The following is a 19407-nucleotide window of genomic DNA, read 5'->3' on the forward strand; positions in this document are numbered from 1 at the left end:
TGGAGACGGCGAGAAGCAACGCGTCGTCCGCTACCGACCGCTATCGCCCTCGAGTAACTGCTTGGTCGTTCGGTGTCGGCCCCGGAACATCGGCTCCAGCCCGATCCGGCCGAGCGGCGACACCGCGCGTCCGAGCGCCCCGCCCGGGAGGTCGTATCGAACGTGATCGAGAAGCCGCGTCCCGCTTTCGTCGGCGAAGAACCGATGGGTGTGCTCCCACTCGGGGAACGGCCCGGACTCCATGACGTCCCGGAACATCCCCGCTCCGTCACCGTGTTCGCGGGCCGTGATCACCGACACCATATGTTGTCTCGGCCCGATGCCGAACGGTCGCACCGAGAGTTCGATCCGCGATCCGGCGTCGAGTTCCTCGGGATCCGCGTCGCCGCCGGGGCCGGTGACAGCCTCGACGTCGAGGTTCATGAATTCGGGAGTTAACGCTTCGAGCCCGTCGGTCGTCGCGTGAAACGCCCAGACGTCCTCGAACGGCGCGTCGACGTACGTCTCGCGGCGATAGGTGGCCATACACCCGGTAGGCGCTCCGGGGTGAAAACCGCGCGGGTGTCGGCCCTCCGCCGGTGTCGCCGACCGAAGGGGCCGAACGGTGAGGAGACGACAGATCGGTGCGGAGCAAGACTTCGAGGTTACTTCAACCGTTCCTGGAGAAACGAGGGGTGTGCAGCCTCGACGCCGTCGATCGAGAGGATTTCGTCCTGAATGATCTCACCGACCTCGTCGCCGTCAGCCGCCCTGACCTCGGCCATCAACATGTGGTCGCCGCTGGAGGTGTACAGCGATTCCACCGCTTCGAGGTCCTGTAGCTTCCGGGTGACTTCGACGTAGCGTTCGCTCGCGACGTCGACGCCGACCATCGCGATTGACTTCCCGGAGAGCTTCTTCGGGTCGATGTCGGCCGAGTAGCCGACGATGACGCCCTCGGATTCGAGTTTGTCGATGTATTTCCGGACGGTCGGTTTCGACACGTCGGCACGATCCGCAATCTCGGTGTAGGAGGCTTGGGCGTCGTCCTCGAGGACGGCTAAAATCCTATCCTCCGTCTCCGCGCTCATACACTATCTTTTAGTTCCGTGAAAAAATATCTTCCGAAGCGGAAAACGGGGGTCGAAAGCCGACTTGACGCCGACTCCCGGGTGGTATGCCCACCGGAGACGCGCGTTTTTACCGACGCCGGCACCGAATGGAAAAAAACGCGTCGTATGGGTGCCCGGATCGGTTCCAGGCGGCCGTTTCTCTGTCCCGGCGGGGAGACGTCACGGCCGGTGAACTCTCGATTACAGCGGTTCCCGCTCGCGGCTCGCCTCAGTACTCCTCGTAGGCGAGTGTCATTACCCACTGTGAAAACGCGTCGCCCTGCGGGTCGATGTCCTCGTCGCCGACGAACGGCGAGAGCTGGTCGCCGGCCATCAGGAGCGAAAAGTCCAATTCGCTCGGGTCGAGGATCGGCGTCACGAGGTACGTGTTGTGGCCCTGATACACCGCATCGCTCCGCTCGGCCAGTTCCAGCTCCTCGAGTTTGTCGATGATTCGGCTGCCCTTCCTCGAATCGACGCCGAGTTCCTTCCAGAAGTCGCTCTGGTGGATGCCACCGGTGGTCCGAATCAGTTCAAGCCCTTCGCGCTCCGTCTCCGAGAGGTCGGCTTCGGCGGCGGTACTCATCGATTCGTATTCGGCCAGCGAGGGGTTTAAATTATTGCTTTGTCGGCGGAGCGGTGGTCGTCGCCGGCGCCCGGTGCATTACACACTGGGCTCGACCCGACGGAAGGGTGTCTCGCACGGCGGCCCGTCGGCGTAGTCAAAGGCCCGTTCGGTCCCGAGGCGGACGAGCGACGACGATCGCGTCCCGAAGCCGTCGCCGTGAACGCAGACGCCGTACTCGTGGTCGCCGAGGACGGTCCCGGCCCGGTCGGTCCACGCCGGGGCCCCCTCGCCGGACTCAGGTCGGAGCGTTCCGCGAACCCGCTCGGCGTTGTCGGCCTGTCTGCGCCCGAACGACCGCCGGCGGTCGGGGAGGAACCACTCGCCGTCGAAGCCGACGTTGACCACGACGTGGACGCCCGGGTCGAGCCGACGAACGGTCACACGGTCGCCGCCGTCGTGGACCACGAGCAAACAGTCCTCGGCGTCGGCGACGAGCGGGTGACACGGAGCGTACTCGCGCTCGCGGAGTTCGGTTTCGATCCGATCGGCCGCCCGACGGGCCGAGGGTTCGCCGAGAGCGTCACCGACGAGCAGCCCCCGCGAACGTTCGCCTTCGCCCGGTTTCCAGCGGTTAGTGATCGCCGCGAGGACCCCTTCGGCGTTGTACCCGAGCCACGTTCCACCCGCCCGCTCGTCGCGGGGGGCAACGGCGGGCGGATCGGTCTCCCATCGGCGCGGCGGCACCGACGGCCGGCCGGCCGCTTCGTCGCGGTTCGCGGCGACGCAGACGGGTGCTTCCTCGAAGACCTGCCAGGCGACGATGAGCGTGCACACGGGTAGATGTCTGGGAACAACGCGGTAAAACGGTCGCGGTCACGCCCCGTCGTCGGCGAGGCGGTCGGCGACGGCCGACCGGTCGACCGTCCCCGACGCCGTCCGCGGGAGGTCGGCGACGAACCCGATCGTCCGAGGGGATTTATATCCCGCCAGCCGGTCACGACAGTGCGCCTCGAGCGCCGCCGTCGACGGGTCGGCGTCGTCGGCCGGGACGACGAGCGCTGCGACGCGTTCGCCCCACTCGTCGTCGGGGAGGCCGACAACGGCGCAGTCCCCGACGCCGGGGTGCGAGCGGAGCACCGACGCCACCTCCGTCGGGTCGACGTTCTCCCCGCCCGTGAGGATCGTTTCGTCGGCTCGCCCGGTCACGTACACCCGACCCGACTCGTCGCGGTACCCGCGGTCCCCGGTTCGCATCCCGCTACTTATAAAACGTTCGGCGGTGTCCGCGTCCAGGTAGCCGGGGGTGACCATCGGCCCGGAGACGACAATTTCGCCTGTCTCGCCCGTCTCGCGGGGAACGCCGGCCTCGTCGACGATCGATACCTCGGCGAACATGAGCGGATGGCCGACGGAGTTCGGGTTCGAGCGAGCCGCCTCCGGGCGGGCGGTAGCGATCTGGGACGCAGTTTCGGTCATCCCGTAGGTCGGCGCAACCGGAACGTCGCGGCGCTGGGCACGTCTTAAAAGCGGCGGCGGACAGGGCGCGCCGCCGAGGAGAACGAACCGCAGCGACGGGATCGGTCCCGAATCGAGCAGTCGCTCCAGCATCGTCGGCACGAGCGAGACGGCGCTCGCTCCCGCCAGCGCCTCGCGGGTCGTCTCGGGATCGAACCCCCGCTGGATCGACAGCGCCGTCCCGTACAGCACCGACCGATAGACCGGTGCGAGACCGCCCATGTGGTACATCGCAAGCGGGACGTGCCAGCAGTCGTTGCCACGAAGCCCGAGTCGGAACGCCGAGGCAGTGGCGCTCGCGAGGACGTTCCCGAGGGTCAAGAGGACGCCCTTGGGATCGCCCGTCGTCCCGGAGGTAAAGAGGACGGCGAGCGGTTCGTCGAGTTCCCACTCGGGGAGGTCGAACTGCCGCGGCGAAACGTCAGAGAGCGGTTTCGCGTCCCCGGACTCGTCGAGCGAGAGCACGTCGGCGTCGGTGGCCGCCCCGACGGCAGCCTCGGTATCGCGCTCGCAGACGACGACAGAGGGGGCGACTCGGCCGAGTTGGCGCTCGATCTCCGTGGGGGTCAGCCGGGTGTTGATGGGAACGAGCGCCGCGCCCAGCCGCTGGGCCGCGTGGACGACCGCAACGTACCCCGGGCGGGTGTCGGCACAGACCGCGACGGCATCGTCGACGCCGACGCCTGCCCCCGCGAGACGGCCCGCGAGCGTCTCGACGCGGTCGTCCAACTCGGCGTAGCTCTGGTCGGTTTCGATCGGGCCGAACGCCCGCAACGCGGTCGCTGTCGGCGTCGCGTCCGCCCGAACGGCCAGCCAGTCCCGCATCGGTCCGTCCGTCAGTTCAGCGGGGTGGAATATTTCCTTTTCCCTGTGGGACGGCGGCTTTCCCGTCTGTGACCGGTGCGACGTCACTCCGGAGGTCCGTCCCGAGCAGGCCGCCGGTCCCGAGGCCGCAGGGCCGCAGCCCGGGGAGCGAGGCGGCGAGGTGGACCGCCCCCGCCCGGGCGACCGCGCCGTCGATGGTCGTCGTCACGACGGCGTCGACGCCGGCGATCCGGGCCGACCGGACGACGTTGCGGGCGACATCGATCCCGCCGAGCGCCATCGGCTTGCAGACGAGGACGGCGGCGGCGTCAGCCGCGAGAACGGCGTCGAAGCCGTGTTCGACGACCCCCTCGTCGAGGGCGATGTCGACGCCGCGATCCCGGAGCCGCGCGTGGGCGTCGAGCGATCCGGCCGAAAGTGGCTGTTCGAGCACCGACACGTCGCGGTCGGCGAACTCCGGGAGCAGCCGTTTGGCCGTCCGCTCGCTCCAGGCCCCGTTGGCGTCGAGGCGGAGTTCGACGTCGGGGGCCTTCGATCTGACCGCTGTCACCCGATCGAGGTCGGCCTCTGGATCCCGCGCTCCGACCTTTAGTTTGACCGCTGGGTACCCCTCCCGGACGGCCGTTTCGACGGCAGCGGCGGCCGCCTCGGGCGTGCCGTCTCCGACGGTCGCGTTGATCGGGACTGCCTCGACGCGGCCGTCACCACCGAGATATCGATAGAGCGGCCGTCCAGCGGCCCGCGCTCGTGCGTCGAGCGTCGCGAGCGAGACGGCGTGGCGGGCCGCCGGGGTGTCGGCTAGCCGGTTGTCCGAAAGCGCCGACGTGGGGTCGTCGACCGCCCGGAGTGCGTCCTCGCACGCCGGGCGGGATTCGGTCCACCCCGAGAGCGGGGTCGCCTCCCCGAGCCCCGGCGTCCCCTCGATGTCGACGCGGACGAGAAACCCCCGTCGGGTCTCTATGATCCCGGCGGCGGTTTCGAGCGGGGTCGAAAGCGGGAGCGAGAACGGTTCGACCTCCACGTTCACACCACCGCGGGGACGGCGAGGCCGGCGGCGAACAGCGCCGAGTGCGCAAAGAGCAGTTGGCCGGTCCGTTCGAGGGCGGGATTGAGCGCGTCGCCGTCCCGTCGCCGCCAGATCACCGCGCCGATTCCGAGTGCCAGCGGTGCGGTGACGAGCGGGGCCAGAGCCGCCGGGCCGTAGCCGTCGAGAAAGAACACGACCGGCACTGCGTAGGCGAGACCCACCAGCGCGCTCCACTCGATCCGGCTGGCGCGGTAGCCGAGCGCGACCGCGAGCGTCCGTTTGCCCGACGCCGCGTCGGTCTCGCGGTCCCGGACGTTGTTGATCACGAGGATCGCCGTCGAGAGCCCGGCGGCCGGCAGCGCCGCGACGACCGCCGCCGCGGGGATTGTCCCCGAAGGGATCCACAGCGGAAACGGGTCGGCGACGCTGCCGATGGCCTGGACGTAATACGTGCCGGCGACTGCGACGAGGCCGAAGAAGACGAACACGAAGACGTCCCCCAGCCCGCGGTAGCCGTACGGGAGCGGGCCGCCGGTGTAGGTGATTCCGGCGACGACGCTCGCGAGGCCGACGACGAGGATCGGAACGCCGCCGACGTAGACGAGGTAGGTGCCCACCAGGATCGAGAGGCCGAACGTGGCGTACATCGCGCGCTTGACCGCCCCGGGATCGATGAGTCCGCCGGCGGTCACGCGGGTGAAGCCTTCCCGATCCTCGGTGTCGGCTCCGCGGACGGCGTCGTAGTAGTCGTTGGCGAAGTTGGTCCCGATCTGCAACAGCAACGCCCCGACGAGCGCGACGACCGCCGGGAGCGGATCGAAGACGCCGGTTCTGACCGCGAGCCCCGTCCCGACGAGGACGGGGGCCGCGGCCGCGGGGAGCGTCTGGGGGCGGGCCGCCATCAGCCACGCCTTCCGGGTCGAAACCGCCGCTGTCATTACCGTAGCATCGGGGCGGCGGCGGTATAAGTGCGCCGTGTCGGTCGGGACGGCGTGGACGACAGGAGCCGCCTCCCAGCCGGCCCCGTTTCGGTCAGTAGTGCCACTCGAACTCGTCGAACTCGGGGTCGCGCCCCTCGACGAAGGCGTCGCGGCCCTCCGCGGCCTCCTCGGTCATGTAGCCGAGCCGCGTCGCCTCGCCCGCGAACACCTGCTGGCCGACGAGGCCGTCCGAGTCCATGTTGAACGCGTACTTGAGCATCCGGATCGCCATCGGCGACTTCGAGCAGATCGTCTCGGCCCACTCGTGGGCCGTCGCCTCGAGCTCCTCGTGGGGGACGACTTCGTTGACCATTCCCATCTCGGCGGCCTCGGCGGCGTCGTAGGTCTTTCCGAGAAAGAACACCTCGCGGGCTTTTTTCTGACCGACCTGTCGGGCCAGATACGCCGATCCGAAGCCGGCGTCGAAGGAGGCCACGTCGGGGTCGGTCTGGAGGAACTTCGCGTGCTCGGCGGAGGCCAGCGTCAGATCGCAGACGACGTGCAGCGAGTGGCCGCCCCCGACGGCCCACCCGGGGACGACGGCGACGACTGGTTTCGGAACGTGGCGGATGAGCCGCTGGACCTCGAGGATGTGCAGCCTGGGTGCCGATTGCCGCTCGGCGTCGGGCGCCCCGTCGCCCTCTGCCGCGGCAGCACCGTCCGCGTCCTCGTACTCGTAGCCAGCCTCGCCGCGGATGCGCTGGTCGCCGCCGGAGCAGAACGCCCAGCCGCCGTCCTTCGGCGAGGGACCGTTGCCGGTCAGCAGGATACAGCCGACGTCGGTCTGACGCTTGGCGTGATCGAGCGCCGTGTGGAGTTCGTCGACCGTCTCGGGGCGGAAGGCGTTTCGGACCTCCGGTCGATCGAAGGCGATCCGGACCGCCCCCGTCTCCGTCGAGCGGTGGTATGTGAGGTCTCCGAGTTCGTCGGTGATCGGCTCCCACCGCTCCGCGTCGAACAGTTCCGAAGTCATTAGACAGAGTGCGACTCCGGTGGGCAAAAAGGTACGCGGTTGGGGGTGTTCGAAGGGGTGGGACGGACGGCGCCGAAGCGAGTACGGTTACAATGAGCCGCGGCCGGAGCGCGAGCACGTGTCGACGCCGAGAAGCGAGTACACGCCGCAGGTCCCCGTGAGCGCGGTCCCGAGCATCATGATCGCTACCACGCCGAGAGCGGGCGAGAGGACGGTCGGTAGCGGAACTGCCCCAGCGAGAACCGCGAGCGATACCGCGCCCGCGACCGCGCCGGTGAGCGTTCGGAGCTTTTTGTCCATCGAGCCGACGTTTTGATCCATATCCGGGGTGACGGGCTCTGCGGTAATATAGCTTGGTACTGGAGTGAAATCACAATATTAACGCGTGGTCCCGGGGCGATCGGTGTCGGCAAGGTACTCATCCGTCCTCCGCGTCGGCATCCGTCGCCCTCTGATCGGACGACTCGGTGTCCGACCCCCGCGTCGTCGCCCCACCGGGCCGGGACGGCGTCGCCGCCTCCGCCGGCCGCGTCGAAACTTGCAGTTCGCCGCTGGTGTCGTCGAACACCATGTGCGTGTGCGGGTAGGGGATCTCGATGTCGTGGGTCTCGAAGCGCTCCCAGACCTCGGTCAGCACCCTCGAGCGAACCCTCGTCTGTTTGTACGGTTCGTTCGCCCAGTACCGGAGCCGCAACGCGACGTCGCTGTCGCCGAACTCGCGGATGTAGCACGTCGGCGCCGCCGGATACCTGGCGCTTCCGACCCGGATGTCGGGACCGCCGTTGATCACTTCCTCGACCGCACGCGCCGCCGCCTCCATCTGTTTGCGGGCGACGCCGATGTCGCTCTCATAAGTCACGCCCACGTCCAGCGTCATCCGGATACGGGTGTCCTCGGCCGAGTAGTTGATGACGTCCCGTTCGCGCATCGTCCCGTTGGGGAGAACCATGAACGTGTTGTCGAGAGTAATGACCTTGGTGTAGACGAGCGTGACGTTTTCGACGAACCCCTTCGTCTCCGTGTCGCCGAGTTCGATCATGTCGCCGATCTCGTAGGGCTGCTCGGAGAGGACGAACACGCCGCTTATCACGTTGCCGATGATGGGCGCGAGAACGATACCGACGACGGCGGAGAAGACACCGACCGAGAGGGCGATGTTGCCGAACCCGATCCCGAAGAAGCTCAGTGCCGTCAACACCGCCCCGAGGACGATGAATATCTGGAGGCTGCGCAGGATCGTCCGGCTCACCGAGGGGCGCTTGAACTGGCGGGCGATCCGCCGCCCGAGCACTTGTCGGGCGATCTGGGAGAGATAATACGAGAAGACGACGACCGCGACCGCGAGGACGAGCCGGTAGACGAACACCGGGACGTAGCCGGGGAGCCACTCCGGCGGGGCCAATCCCGGCCCCTCGCGGAAGGTCGAAGAGGGCGTCTCCGCCTGCAACACCACCGGGTCCATACTGGCCTCTCAGCGGGCATCCGAAAAAGCGTTCCCCACTGCCCGTCGGTCGGTCCGGAACCCGGGACAACAATGGGACGCCGACCGATGTGGGGAGAGGCGGTCCCCGGTCAGGACGGGTGGGGAGCGTTCGCTCACGGGAACGGGTGATGCGCCCGGTCGAGATCCGGCTCGAAGCCGAGCGACTCGGGGACGCGCCGCGACCGCTCGCCGAAGTACGGTTCGCCGGTGAAAAGCGGCTGCGCCGAGGGGATCACGACCCGGACGGCCTCGAATCCCATCGATTCGACGTCCCGCGGGGTGACCCGCGAGGCGTAGGCGTCGAGCCCCGCATCGTCGACCCGACCGACCAGCGCGTCGAGTTCCGCCACGCCGGTCGGGGGCTCCGGGGGACCGATCTCCGCCGCCGGGACCGTTGTTGCGGGGTCGACGAACGCCCGCGTCGATTCCAGGACGGCGGCGTGGGGGCCGATCGCGCCGTGTTCTTTCTCCGCTCGCGTTTGGCCCATCCGGCGGAGTTCGAGCCAGTTCTGCAGCGCTTCCGCGAGCGCGTCGCGCGCGGCCGCCGCCGGATCCAGATCGGCCGCCGACCCGGCCGCGAATCGGGGCCACTCGCCCTCGCGGTGGACGCAGGCCGCGACGACCGGTACGTCGACGTCTTGGGTGCAGACGAGCGCCGTCGTCTCGAGCCCCTCGCTTTTCGCCCGGTTCTGGAGCGTCCGGTACCCCTCGTCGTCGACGGCCAACCCCATCGGCTCGTACGTCGAATACCACGACAGCATCGTCGCGTCGCGCTCGAGCACCTCGTAGAGCCCCGACAGGAGCGCGCCGACGCCGCCGTTTCCGAGCCCCAGCCCGGTCGTGATCGGGGGCCGTATCGTCCGCTCCGGCGGCGGGAAGACGACGAGTTCCGCCGGCAGTTGGACGCGGTCGCCGGTCAGGAGGTGCTCGCCACCGCACCACCGCGTTACCTCGGGATCAGTTCCCTCGGGGGCGACGAACCGACCGGGGGGGATCGGGGCCGTCGGGTCGGTCTCGAACGCCCGCTCGCGGTAGATCGCGGCGCTGTACCGCTCGAGAGCCTCGCCGAGCGCCTTCATGAACGCCGGGTCCCAGTCGATCCCGACGCCGGCGGCGTGGTCGGGCGCGTCAGCGTCGGAAAACGGCGTCGCCGCGAGCGTCGCGAGGTAGTAGGGGACCGGAAACGACTCGGCTTCCCCGATCGCCGAGACGGGTCCGACGCGCTCGTCGAAGGCGACCTCGGCCACGGAGAGGGACTCCTCGAGCGACCGCGGCTCGTGGTGACGGGGCACTCCGGCGCCGTCGCCGCCCTCGGATTCGTCCCCCGCGCCGCTACCGGTGTCGCCCCCGTCGCACTCGCAGTAGGGGACCGGTAACACCCGACGCCGGGCGTGTGGGACCTCGATCACGCCACCGACGAGCGTAGACTCGTCGCCACGGAGGAGCGTCGTAAGTTCTCGGCCGGCGACCGCCCCGGCGAACCTGGCCGCCGCCGCCCCACAGTGACCCTCGTCGGTCGCCGGGTCGGCCGCCGCGACGCGCTCGCGGAGACACGCCCGACACGCCGTCCCGGGGGTGTGTCCGGACACCGAGGCCGACACGCCCTCGACGGGCCGTCCACCGACGCCGCCGAGTTCGACGACGACGAGCGGCGTTCGGGTCGTCCGGGCCTGCGTCCCCGCCCGCTCGAGGAGCCCCCTTTCGGCGTCCCCACCGCCGGACGGCCCGACCGCGACGGCCACGTCGCAGCCGCCGACGCCGGCGGGGTCGATGGCCACCGATTCGGCGTCAGTGTCGGCCACGGCCGCACGAACCGACTCCATCGCGACGCCCCCGCCGAGCACTCCGACGGTCGTCACGCCGGACCACCGAGCGTCGGACCCGGATGCGTTTTGCTGTGCATACCGCTCACGTCCGGTCGAGGGGCGATAAAAGCCGCGGACGCCGCGGTCGACACGCCCCGAAGCCGATGCTCACTCCGCGAGCAGCGACCGGGCGACGCGTGCGAACTCGCTCTCGTCGTCGACATCAAGCCGTTCGTCGCCGAGTCGCAACCGGAGACGCGGCCGGCCGACGTCGATCGGTACCTTTTCGGTTTCGATGACGCCGGACTCCTCCATCCGCGTCTTCGTCCGGGAGAACGTGGCCTTCGATGCGATCCCGACGTCCTCGCCCCACCGCGAGATATCGTAGAGGAGGTCGCCGTTCCGCGCCGCCACAAGCAGCGACACCGTGACTTCGTCGAGACCGGTCCCGTCCCGAACGGAATCGAGCGCCGAGAGGACAGCGTCGAAGTCCGCGGCCGTGGATTCGCCGAGTTCGGTCTCGAGTGTGTCGCGGACCTCAGCGAGCGGCGGCGTCCGGAGGTCGTACGCCTCCGCGTCGGCCCAGGCGTCGGCGAACCGGCCGTTCGCGTCCGCGACGAACGTCCGGTCGTCCGTCGTCAGTCCGGCGGCGCAGTCGTCGCCGCGGACGACGGCGGTGACCGACGACTCCGAGACCACCAGCGCGTTCGTCCCGTCGTCGTAGCGCCGTATCTCGAGGCCGCCGTTCTCGACGTGGTTGGCTGCCTGTCCGGCGACGAGAAAATCGCTCGTCGCGGCTTTCAGCGCCCCCACGTCGGCGAGAAGCCGAACCGACGGGGAGCCCTCCGCCAGAACCCGGACGAGGCCCTCGATCGTCTCCGGGTCGGGAGCGACGACGACCACCCCGCCGTCGGTCACGTCGAAAACCCCTCCGAGCACGCCAGCGACGGTCGGCTCCACGACAGTTTGTTTCATCGGCGTACGTACGCATATGAATGGGGAGATATTTAAGTCTTGTAGAGCGCTGAGTACTCTCCCTGCCGTCCGTGCGATGGTTTCGAGACTCTCGTCGTCGGCGTACTGTTCCGTCGATCGGCCGGCTGTCGCGGCCAGCGTTCGCCACGAACGGATACCTTATTGTCCCGTCGACCCTCATTCATCTGTATGAACTACGAAGAGGTCCGTCGGACCGATCCCGCGCTCGCGGACGCCCTCGAGGGCGAACGCGAGCGCCAGGAGGACACGCTCGCGATGATCGCGAGCGAGAACCACGTCTCCGAGGCCGTCCTCGAGGCCCAGAGTTCGGAGTTGACGAACAAGTACGCCGAGGGCTACCCGGGCGAGCGCTACTACGCCGGCTGTGAATACGCCGACACCGTCGAGGAACTCGCCATCGAGCGGGCCACGGAGCTGTGGGGTGCCGACCACGTCAACGTCCAGCCCCACGCCGGAACGCAGGCGAACATGGGCGTGTACCTGGCGATGTTGGACCCGGGCGACAAGATCCTCTCGTTGGAACTCGAACACGGCGGGCACCTGAGCCACGGCCACCCGGCGAACTTCACGGGCCAGACCTACGAGGTCGAACAGTACGAGGTCGACCCCGAGACCGGGTACATCGACTACGAGGGGCTCCGCGAGCACGCCGAAGAGTTCGATCCCGACATCGTCGTCTCCGGTTACTCCGCGTATCCCCGCGAGGTCGACTTCGAACGCATCCAGGCGGCCGCCGACGCCGTCGACGCCTACCACCTCGCCGACATCGCCCACATCACCGGCCTCGTCGCGGCCGGCGTCCACGAGTCGCCGGTCGGCGTCGCTGACTTCGTCACCGGATCGACCCACAAGACGATCCGTGCCGGCCGCGGTGGCATCATCATGTGCGACGAGGAGTACGCGGACGCGATCGACGCGTCGGTCTTCCCCGGCGCACAGGGCGGCCCGCTGATGCACAACGTCGCCGGCAAGGCCGTCGGCTTCGCGGAGGCGCTCTCGCCGGAATTCGAATCGTACGCCCGACAGGTCGTCGACAACGCCGAGGCCCTCGGCGCGCGGTTGCAGGAGCACGGCTTCTCGCTCGTCTCCGGCGGCACCGACACCCACCTCGTGCTGGTCGATCTTCGCGACTCGCACCCGGACACGACCGGAACGGTCGCCGAGGAAGCGCTTGAGGCGGTCGGAATCGTGCTGAACAAAAACACCGTCCCCGGCGAGACGCGCTCGCCGTTCGACCCCTCGGGGATCCGCGCTGGGACGCCAGCGCTCACCACGCGCGGGTTCGACGAGGCGGCCTGCGAACGCGTCGCCGACCTCATCTATCGGGTCGTCGACAGCCCCGACGACGAGGCGGTCAAGGCCGACGCCGAAGCCGAGGTCGAAGCGCTCTGTGCGGAGTACCCGCTGTACGACCGCGAAGGTCGCCTCGTCGACTTCGAGTAAGACCGTCTCCCGCGACCCGAAACGCTTCCTCGGGGCGGCCGCTACTGTTCGAGAGATGACCGACGCCAACCGTCTGCGACGGCCGCTGCTGTTCGTGATGGGGCCGCTCTACGTCGTCGCCGGCGTCCTCCACTTCGTCGTCCCGGAGCTGTACGTCCAGATCGTGCCGCCGATGCTCCCCGCGCCGCTCGCGCTGGTGTATCTCTCCGGGATCGCCGAGATCGCGGTCGGCGTGGGCGTGTTGCTCCCGCGGACCCGCCGGTACGCGGCGTGGGCGACGGCCGCGGTGCTTCTCGCGGTCTTCCCGGCGAACGTCTACATGGCGACACACGGCGTCGTCGTCGAGGGGCTGCCTGGTGGCGGCGACCCCTCCGAGGTCGTCCGCTGGGGGCGGCTCCCGCTGCAGGGCGTGTTGATCCTCTGGGCCCTCTGGTACACCCGGCCACGTCCGGAGCAGCGCCGAGAGTGATCGGCCGGCCGCACGTTCGGAGAGGGTTCCGCGACTGCGGCACACGCCGCGGCCGGATTTATAATGCTGCGCCGGGTCGGTTCGGGCATGACAACGTTCGTTGTCGTCGGCGGTGACGCAGCCGGGATGTCGGCCGCGAGCAAGGCCAAGCGGGACGATCCAGACCTCGACGTGGTCGTCTTCGAGAAGGGCGAGTGGGTCTCCTACGGCGCGTGCGGGCTGCCCTACTACATCAAAGGCGAGATCCAGGCGCTCGAGGAACTCGTCTCCGTCACCCCCGAGGCGTTCCGCGAGGAGCGCGACATCGACCTCCGGACGGGCCACGAGGTCGTCGACATCGACCCCGACGACCGGACGGTGACCGCACGGAGCGACGGGGAAACGACGGTTCAGCCTTACGATGCCCTGCTCGTCGCGACCGGCTCGGCGGCGGTCGAACCGCCGATCGAGGGCCTCGATCTCGAGGGCGTCTACACGCTCGGCTCGATGAGCGACGGGAAGGAGCTCAGGGAGTTCGTCGCCCGCTCGCGGGAGACGTCACCCACGGAGCAACCCGACAGCGGCCCCGCGTGTCAGTACCTCGAGAACTGCAGCGGACCGGTCGGGATCGTCGGCGGCGGCTACATCGGCGTCGAGATGGCGGAGGCGCTGGCCGAGAACGGCTTCGAGGTACACCTCTTCCAGCGCGGCGACCGGGTGCTCAAGGGGTTCAGCGACGCGACGAGCGAGGCCGTCGCCGATCACCTCGACGAGCAGGGGGTCTCGGTGCATCTGAACGCCGCGGCCGAGTCGATCGCCGGCGGCGGCGCGGTCGAGGCCGTCGTCACAGCCGACGGGCGCGTGCCGGTCGAGATGGTGTTGCTCGGGACGGGCGTCCGGCCGCGGACGGACCTCGCCGAGGCCGCCGGCATCGAACTCGGCCCGACGGGCGCAATCGCGACCGATGCCTACCGGGAGACGAACGTCGAAGGCGTCTATGCCGCCGGCGACTGCGCGGAAGCCGAACACGTCGTCACCGGCGACCCGGCGTACGTCCCGCTCGCGCTGACGGCGAACAGACACGGACGCGCGATCGGGCGGACGATCGCGGGGACGCCGACCGAGGGCGGTGCAGTCGCCGGGACGGCGGCGGTGAAAGCCTTCGACGTCGAGGCCGCGCGGACGGGCGTCCTCGACCACGGAAAGGCTCGCGAAGCCGGGTTCGACCCGGTCACCGAGACGATCGATGCGAACTCCAGGGCGGGCTATTACCCCGAAGGAGGGACGGTTCGCGTGACGCTGACCGCCGACCGGGAATCGGGCCGCGTCCTCGGCGGGAGTCTCGTTAGCGAGTACGGCGAGGGGGCGGTCCACCGCAGCCACGCGCTGGTCGGCGCAGTCACTGAGGGAGTGACGGTGGGCGAGTTGTCGAACTACGACCTCGCGTACGCCCCGCCGTTCAACACGACGTGGGATCCGATCCTGACTGCCGCGAAGGTGCTCGGCGGGCAGCTGTAGCACGAACGTGCATATACACCCGGGTCGGTACCGCGAGACCACCACGAACCCGAACCGTTGATAGGTCCGGAGCGCCCCCTCTCCGGTAATGACCGACGTTATCGACGGCGAGGCCGTCGCCGCCGACATCCGTGACTCGCTGAGCGGGAGCATCGACCGCCTGAACGCCGAGGGTATCGAACCGGGACTCGCGACTGTCCTGATGAGCGACGATCCCGCGAGCGAGACGTACGTCTCGATGAAACAGCGCGACTGCGAGGCGGTCGGCATCGACGGCATCCACGTCGAGATCGACACCGATGCGCCGGCGGCGGAGCTGTACGACACGATCGAGGAACTCAACGGCGACCCCGGGGTACACGGCATCTTGGTGCAGATGCCGCTCGTCGACGGTATCGACAGCCGCCGCGTGCTCCGCAGCATCGATCCGATGAAGGACGTCGACGGCTTTCACCCCGAGAACGTCGGTCGACTCGTCGCCGGAAACGATCGCTACCGGCCCTGTACGCCGCACGGCATCCAGAAGCTCCTCGAAGCGTACGATATCGAGACGGAGGGTGCCGACGCGGTCGTCATCGGGCGCTCGAACATCGTCGGCAAGCCCCTCGCCAACCTGCTCCTCCGGAAGGCCGACGACGGGAACGCGACGGTCACCGTCTGTCACTCCCGGACACATGACCTCGAAGAAAAGACCCGAAGCGCCGACATCGTCGTGGCGGCGGTCGGCATCCCCGAACTCGTCGACGCCGGGATGGTTCGCGAGGGCGCAACGGTGATCGACGTCGGGGTTAACCGCGTCGACGCCGACACGGAGAAGGGCTACGAACTCGTCGGCGACGTGGACTACGAGGGCGTAGCGGAGGTGGCCGGAGCGATCACCCCGGTCCCGGGCGGCGTCGGGCCGATGACCCGGGCGATGTTGCTGTACAACACGGTCAAGGCCGCGGGGCTGCAGAACGACGTCGACGTCGAGTTGCCCTGACCGCCACATGTCGCCGCCCGATTCCGACGTCTTCGACGCGTACGACGACTACTACCGGACACGCAGACGGATCGAACTCGACCCCGAACGCTTCGAGAGAGGGATCGAACGGGGCGACGACGGCGCGTGGGGCGTCGGCGCGCTCGTCGTCGAGGGCGACCGCGGGCTTTTCGTCCGCGAGGGCGACACCTGGTTGCTCCCCGGCGGTCGCCTCGAGGAAGACGAGACGCACGAGGCGGGCGCGCGCCGGGAGGTCCGCGAGGAGACCGGTATCGACGTCGAGATAACCGGTCTGGGCGCCCTCGCCGAGCAGACGTTCGTCCACCGGGACTCGGGAGAGAGCTACGAGTTCCGTTTTGTGACCTTCGTCGGCCAGCCGGCAGCGTCGACGCCCGACTCTCCTCGATCGGACGACCACGCTATCGACGAGGTCGCGTGGCGTCGAACCGTTCCGAGACGGACGTTCGATCGGGAACTCGTCGTCCGCCTCTTCGAGGCGTATGTTTAACTATCGGAACGCAGCCACCGGCCGTATGCCCTGACTGACCGGCCGCGCGCCGCCGAGGCGGGAGTGTGACACACGGCGCGTGGCGTCTCCCGGCGTGTCGCCTGTTTGCTGTCCGAGACGCTTCGTCGGCTCACCCGAGCGAATCGAGTCGCTCTTCGGCGACGGCGAGTTCCCCCTCCTCGCCGTCGGCCAGATACCGGCCGAGCGACCGCGCCGCCGAGACGAGCGTCTCCGACTCCCGCGGCGGCACGTCGCCGTCGAGCGCCCGGACCCGTTTTAGGTGCGTCGAGAGCCGCTCTAGCGCACCGGTCACCGCCCGATCCGGGTGCTCTTCGAGGTACGCCCGAAGGTCGGCGCGGTACTCCCGGACGGCATTAGCGTACGCGAGCCCCCGCATAGCCCGCATCGATTTCGGCACCGAGTCGGGAGCCGGCCGCGCGCCCTTGTCGGCCCGCAGCAACTCGGTGACGTACCACGCCTCGTCGTCGGAGACGTCGATCCGACGTCCGATCTCAGCGGCGGCGTGTTTGAGTTCCATCGCAGCCAAGTACGTCTCGTCGAGGGGTCGGAGTCGCCCCGCGTCGACGAAGCCATAGCCGCGCGTGAACTCGCGAGCGCGGTCGCTCGCCCGCTCGGCGAGCCGTTCGAGCGGTTCGGCGTCGATGTCGGTTCGGATCGGCGTCAGATCGAGTGTCGCCGCCGTCGCGGTGTGGAGCGCGCGCTCCTCGTCGGTCCCGACGCTGTGGGCGCTCCCGCAGTCCGGGCACGATATCGCCCCCGTCTCGTAGTACGACCACTGCGCTCCACACGCTTTGCACTCCCGTCGGCCGCGGATCTTCATATCGGTGGTTGTGTTCGACAGTGCAAAACACCCTCGGCTACCCGTCGAAGCCGTCGAAGCGCTCCGCGACGCGGTCGGCGGCGAGCGCGAGTACGAGTTCGATGCGCGCCGCCCACGGGGTCCCGTGGGCGAACCGGACGTGATCACACGCCGCGAGCGTCGCCGCCCCGCCGGCCGTCCCGTATATCGGTTCGGTCGGCCCGACGTGACAGCGCGAGGTGAGCACGATGGGACACGACGCGTCGACGATGGCGTCCCCCACGGCTCCGGTCACGTTCCCGAGTCCGGTTCCGGCGACGACGACGCCGTCTCCGCGCCGTTCGGCGGCGTCGAACGCCGCGCGTCCGACGCCGGAGGCGGAGACGACGAGTGGGACCGTCGGGTGAGCATCGGGACCGGGGACCGGAAACGTCGCATCGGCCCCCTGTGGAGACCGGTGCCAGTGGACCCGTTTTCGCGTGAACCGCGCGATCGGTCCCGCTTCGGGGGACCGAAACGCATCGAGCGCGCAGGTGTGTGATTTCCGAACGGTCGCGGCGGCGTGTAGTTCCTCGTCGAACGCCACGAATGCCCCGGAGTCGACCCGTTCGTTCGCTGCGGCTCGAACCGCCGTCTCGAGGTTCGTCGCGCCGTCGTTGCCGGGTTCGTCGGGGCGCCGTTGAGCCCCCGTCACGACGACAGGCGACTCGCAGGTGAGGTCGAGATACCGGGCCGTCTCCGCGAGCGTGTCGGTTCCGTGGGTGACGACGACGCCGTCGACAGTCGGCCCGACCGAACGGATCCGTTCGGCGAGGCGGGCGCACACCGATAGCGCCATATCGAACCCGGGGCGGTCGGCGATCGTTTCGACGGTGAGGTCCGCGTATTCGCCCACGCGCGCGGCAGCATCGAGCAGTTCCGCTCCCGAGAGTTCCGGGGCTGCCCCCCGGTCGTCCCCGTCGGCGGTCGAGGCGATCGTGCCACCCGTCGCGATGACGTGTACGTCCATGTCGGCGTCTCCACCGGCGAGCGATTGGGCGTTTCGATCGGCCCTCGGCGGGGTTGTGCCGAAATCCGCTGGAGAGCGAAGGTTCATTCCGCCGGTGGGCATAGACGTCACTATGCGCGACGAAGACGAAATACGGGAGCAATACGAGTTTCTGAAGGCCGAACTCGACGACGAGGAAATGAACCACGAGGGGGTAAAACAAATGTTCACGTACTACAAACGCGCACTCGGATGGGCTCTCGAAGAGGAGCAGATGTGATCGACACCATGCTCGACGTATTCCGTTGTTTCGCTGGATTTATATTCATGTGATGTCTGACGTTAAGTGACGCTTCGCTTGGAGGGCCGAAGCGTCAGCGGGGACCAATTCAGGGCGGCAAGCGCCCGACCGGCCCTTTTCATCCGGTCGGACGCTTTCCTCTCTCGCTGCAACGAACCCGTAGAGACGGAATTAGCGCCCGCTGTATCTCGTGTGAGCTTGTCCGCTCGCCGCCGCTCCCGATCGGCGTACACGTATACTATCTGAAACAACTCGGCGAAGCAATCAGTAACTATGGAGACAGCTTTCGTACGTGCCATACCGGCGCGTACCGTAACAACCGATTTCGACCGGATGCTGGCCGCTCGGCGGCTCGACCGCGGCCTCGTCCGATCCGATATATTTAAACTGACACGACAATAACTGTATTATAGATATTACCAATGCACGACCTGACCGGATTCCAACGTGATCTGCTGTACGCTATTATCGGCCGAGACGATCCCCACGGCCTAGCGATAAAGGAGGAACTCGAAGACTACTACGAGAAGGAGATTCACCACGGCCGTCTCTACCCGAACCTCGATACTCTCGTAGAAAAAGGCCTCGTCGAGAAGGGACAACGCGACCGGCGAACCAACTTCTATACGCTTACGCGCCGCGGCCGCCGCGAGGTCGACGCCCGCCGCGAATGGGAAGACCAGTACGTCGGCAAGGAGTGACTCGCTGGGTCGGTCGCGATCCGACCAGTTTTGTGTCCCACCGGTGAATCACCGGTATGAGCGCGGACCTCGACGAGAAGACCGATCGCTACGAGGCGCTGCTCGCAGCGGCGCTGGAGGCCGCAGAGATCGCACCGCAGGAGGGGACGCCGCTGTACGAGGCCGCCGTCGAATGCCGGGAGATGGCGCAGTCGTACCTCGAAGACGGTCGACACTTTCGCGAGCACCACGATCCGGTCAACGCGCTCGCCGCCTTCTCGTACGGCCACGGGTGGTTGGACGCCGGCGCGCGCATCGGCGTGTTCGATGTCCCGGCCGAAGGCGAACTGTTCACCGTGTCGGGTTCCTCCCACGGCTAAAGCCGTGGGCCTGCTGCTTGTATCTCTGTGAGACGCCCGTCGTCTCGCCCCGGGCCGTCGTGGGCGCCGCCCGAGC

22 protein-coding genes are annotated in these 19407 nt (G+C 68.4%); 8 read left to right on the forward strand and 14 right to left on the reverse strand.

What is annotated here, in order from left to right; genetic code table 11:
- Positions 1-30: 30 nt before the first annotated feature.
- The 12 genes from NMLP_RS09820 to tbsP form a co-directional block, all read right to left on the reverse strand.
- Positions 31-525, reverse strand: coding sequence for an SRPBCC family protein (locus tag NMLP_RS09820; protein WP_015409959.1), 495 nt, complete (start codon positions 523-525; stop codon positions 31-33).
- Positions 526-644: 119 nt separating this feature from the next.
- Positions 645-1070 carry an HTH-type transcriptional regulator LrpA1 gene (gene lrpA1 / locus NMLP_RS09825; RefSeq protein ID WP_015409960.1) on the reverse strand — a complete coding sequence of 142 codons (426 nt, stop codon included), beginning with the start codon at positions 1068-1070 and terminating at the stop codon, positions 645-647.
- Positions 1071-1320: 250 nt separating this feature from the next.
- Positions 1321-1677, reverse strand: a complete 357-nt coding sequence (locus NMLP_RS09830; RefSeq protein WP_015409961.1) for a helix-turn-helix transcriptional regulator — start codon at positions 1675-1677, stop codon at positions 1321-1323.
- A gap of 78 nt (positions 1678-1755) precedes the next feature.
- Positions 1756-2493, reverse strand: coding sequence for an NRDE family protein (locus tag NMLP_RS09835; protein ID WP_015409962.1), 738 nt, complete (start codon positions 2491-2493; stop codon positions 1756-1758).
- Positions 2494-2532: 39 nt separating this feature from the next.
- Positions 2533-3999 (reverse strand): o-succinylbenzoate--CoA ligase, encoded by a 1467-nt coding sequence (gene menE, locus NMLP_RS09840; RefSeq protein ID WP_015409963.1) that lies wholly within the window; start codon positions 3997-3999, stop codon positions 2533-2535.
- Positions 4000-4015: 16 nt separating this feature from the next.
- Positions 4016-5020, reverse strand: coding sequence for a mandelate racemase/muconate lactonizing enzyme family protein (locus tag NMLP_RS09845; RefSeq protein WP_015409964.1), 1005 nt, complete (start codon positions 5018-5020; stop codon positions 4016-4018).
- Positions 5021-5022: 2 nt separating this feature from the next.
- Positions 5023-5964 (reverse strand): 1,4-dihydroxy-2-naphthoate polyprenyltransferase, encoded by a 942-nt coding sequence (locus tag NMLP_RS09850; RefSeq protein ID WP_015409965.1) that lies wholly within the window; start codon positions 5962-5964, stop codon positions 5023-5025.
- Between the two features lie 94 nt (positions 5965-6058).
- Positions 6059-6979, reverse strand: coding sequence for a 1,4-dihydroxy-2-naphthoyl-CoA synthase (locus NMLP_RS09855; protein ID WP_015409966.1), 921 nt, complete (start codon positions 6977-6979; stop codon positions 6059-6061).
- A gap of 87 nt (positions 6980-7066) precedes the next feature.
- On the reverse strand, positions 7067-7300 hold the full coding sequence (locus NMLP_RS09860) for a YgaP family membrane protein (protein ID WP_015409967.1): 234 nt from the start codon (positions 7298-7300) through the stop codon (positions 7067-7069).
- 97 nt (positions 7301-7397) lie between these two features.
- Complete coding sequence (locus NMLP_RS09865; RefSeq protein WP_015409968.1) at positions 7398-8441, reverse strand: mechanosensitive ion channel family protein; 1044 nt, start codon at positions 8439-8441, stop codon at positions 7398-7400.
- A 134-nt stretch (positions 8442-8575) separates the two neighbouring features.
- A complete protein-coding gene (locus NMLP_RS09870; RefSeq protein WP_015409969.1) occupies positions 8576-10321 on the reverse strand; it encodes a YcaO-like family protein in 1746 nt (581 codons plus the stop codon).
- A gap of 114 nt (positions 10322-10435) precedes the next feature.
- Positions 10436-11242 (reverse strand): transcriptional regulator TbsP, encoded by an 807-nt coding sequence (tbsP, locus tag NMLP_RS09875; RefSeq protein WP_015409970.1) that lies wholly within the window; start codon positions 11240-11242, stop codon positions 10436-10438.
- A 189-nt stretch (positions 11243-11431) separates the two neighbouring features.
- Between tbsP and glyA the strand changes: the two genes are divergently transcribed.
- From glyA to NMLP_RS09900, 5 genes are all read left to right on the forward strand, one after another.
- Entirely contained in the window at positions 11432-12706 is a 1275-nt protein-coding gene (gene glyA, locus NMLP_RS09880; RefSeq protein WP_015409971.1) for a serine hydroxymethyltransferase, read from the forward strand.
- Between the two features lie 55 nt (positions 12707-12761).
- Positions 12762-13175 carry a DoxX family protein gene (locus NMLP_RS09885; protein WP_015409972.1) on the forward strand — a complete coding sequence of 138 codons (414 nt, stop codon included), beginning with the start codon at positions 12762-12764 and terminating at the stop codon, positions 13173-13175.
- 87 nt (positions 13176-13262) lie between these two features.
- On the forward strand, positions 13263-14672 hold the full coding sequence (locus NMLP_RS09890) for an FAD-dependent oxidoreductase (RefSeq protein ID WP_015409973.1): 1410 nt from the start codon (positions 13263-13265) through the stop codon (positions 14670-14672).
- Positions 14673-14760: 88 nt separating this feature from the next.
- Positions 14761-15654: a tetrahydrofolate dehydrogenase/cyclohydrolase catalytic domain-containing protein gene (locus tag NMLP_RS09895; RefSeq protein WP_015409974.1), complete on the forward strand. Its 894-nt coding sequence runs from the start codon at positions 14761-14763 to the stop codon at positions 15652-15654.
- Positions 15655-15661: 7 nt separating this feature from the next.
- Positions 15662-16162, forward strand: a complete 501-nt coding sequence (locus NMLP_RS09900; RefSeq protein WP_015409975.1) for an NUDIX hydrolase — start codon at positions 15662-15664, stop codon at positions 16160-16162.
- Positions 16163-16292: 130 nt separating this feature from the next.
- On the opposite strand, the gene NMLP_RS09905 is transcribed toward NMLP_RS09900, so the two are convergent.
- The gene (locus NMLP_RS09905; protein WP_015409976.1) at positions 16293-17003 is read right to left on the reverse strand and encodes a DUF7117 family protein; all 711 of its coding nucleotides are present in this window, start codon (positions 17001-17003) and stop codon (positions 16293-16295) included.
- A gap of 37 nt (positions 17004-17040) precedes the next feature.
- A complete protein-coding gene (locus NMLP_RS09910) occupies positions 17041-17991 on the reverse strand; it encodes an asparaginase (protein ID WP_015409977.1) in 951 nt (316 codons plus the stop codon).
- A 112-nt stretch (positions 17992-18103) separates the two neighbouring features.
- Here NMLP_RS09910 and NMLP_RS15630 point away from each other — a divergent pair, with 112 nt between their 5' ends.
- The 3 genes from NMLP_RS15630 to NMLP_RS09920 all read left to right on the forward strand — a co-directional run bounded on the left by NMLP_RS15630 (position 18104) and on the right by NMLP_RS09920 (position 19331).
- Positions 18104-18250: a hypothetical protein gene (locus NMLP_RS15630; protein ID WP_015409978.1), complete on the forward strand. Its 147-nt coding sequence runs from the start codon at positions 18104-18106 to the stop codon at positions 18248-18250.
- Positions 18251-18693: 443 nt separating this feature from the next.
- Positions 18694-18972 carry a PadR family transcriptional regulator gene (locus NMLP_RS09915; RefSeq protein ID WP_015409979.1) on the forward strand — a complete coding sequence of 93 codons (279 nt, stop codon included), beginning with the start codon at positions 18694-18696 and terminating at the stop codon, positions 18970-18972.
- Positions 18973-19028: 56 nt separating this feature from the next.
- Positions 19029-19331, forward strand: coding sequence for a DUF357 domain-containing protein (locus NMLP_RS09920; RefSeq protein ID WP_015409980.1), 303 nt, complete (start codon positions 19029-19031; stop codon positions 19329-19331).
- The last annotated feature ends 76 nt before the right edge of the window (positions 19332-19407 follow it).

Source organism: Natronomonas moolapensis 8.8.11 (genome assembly GCF_000591055.1).
Taxonomy (GTDB): Archaea; Halobacteriota; Halobacteria; order Halobacteriales; family Haloarculaceae; genus Natronomonas; species Natronomonas moolapensis.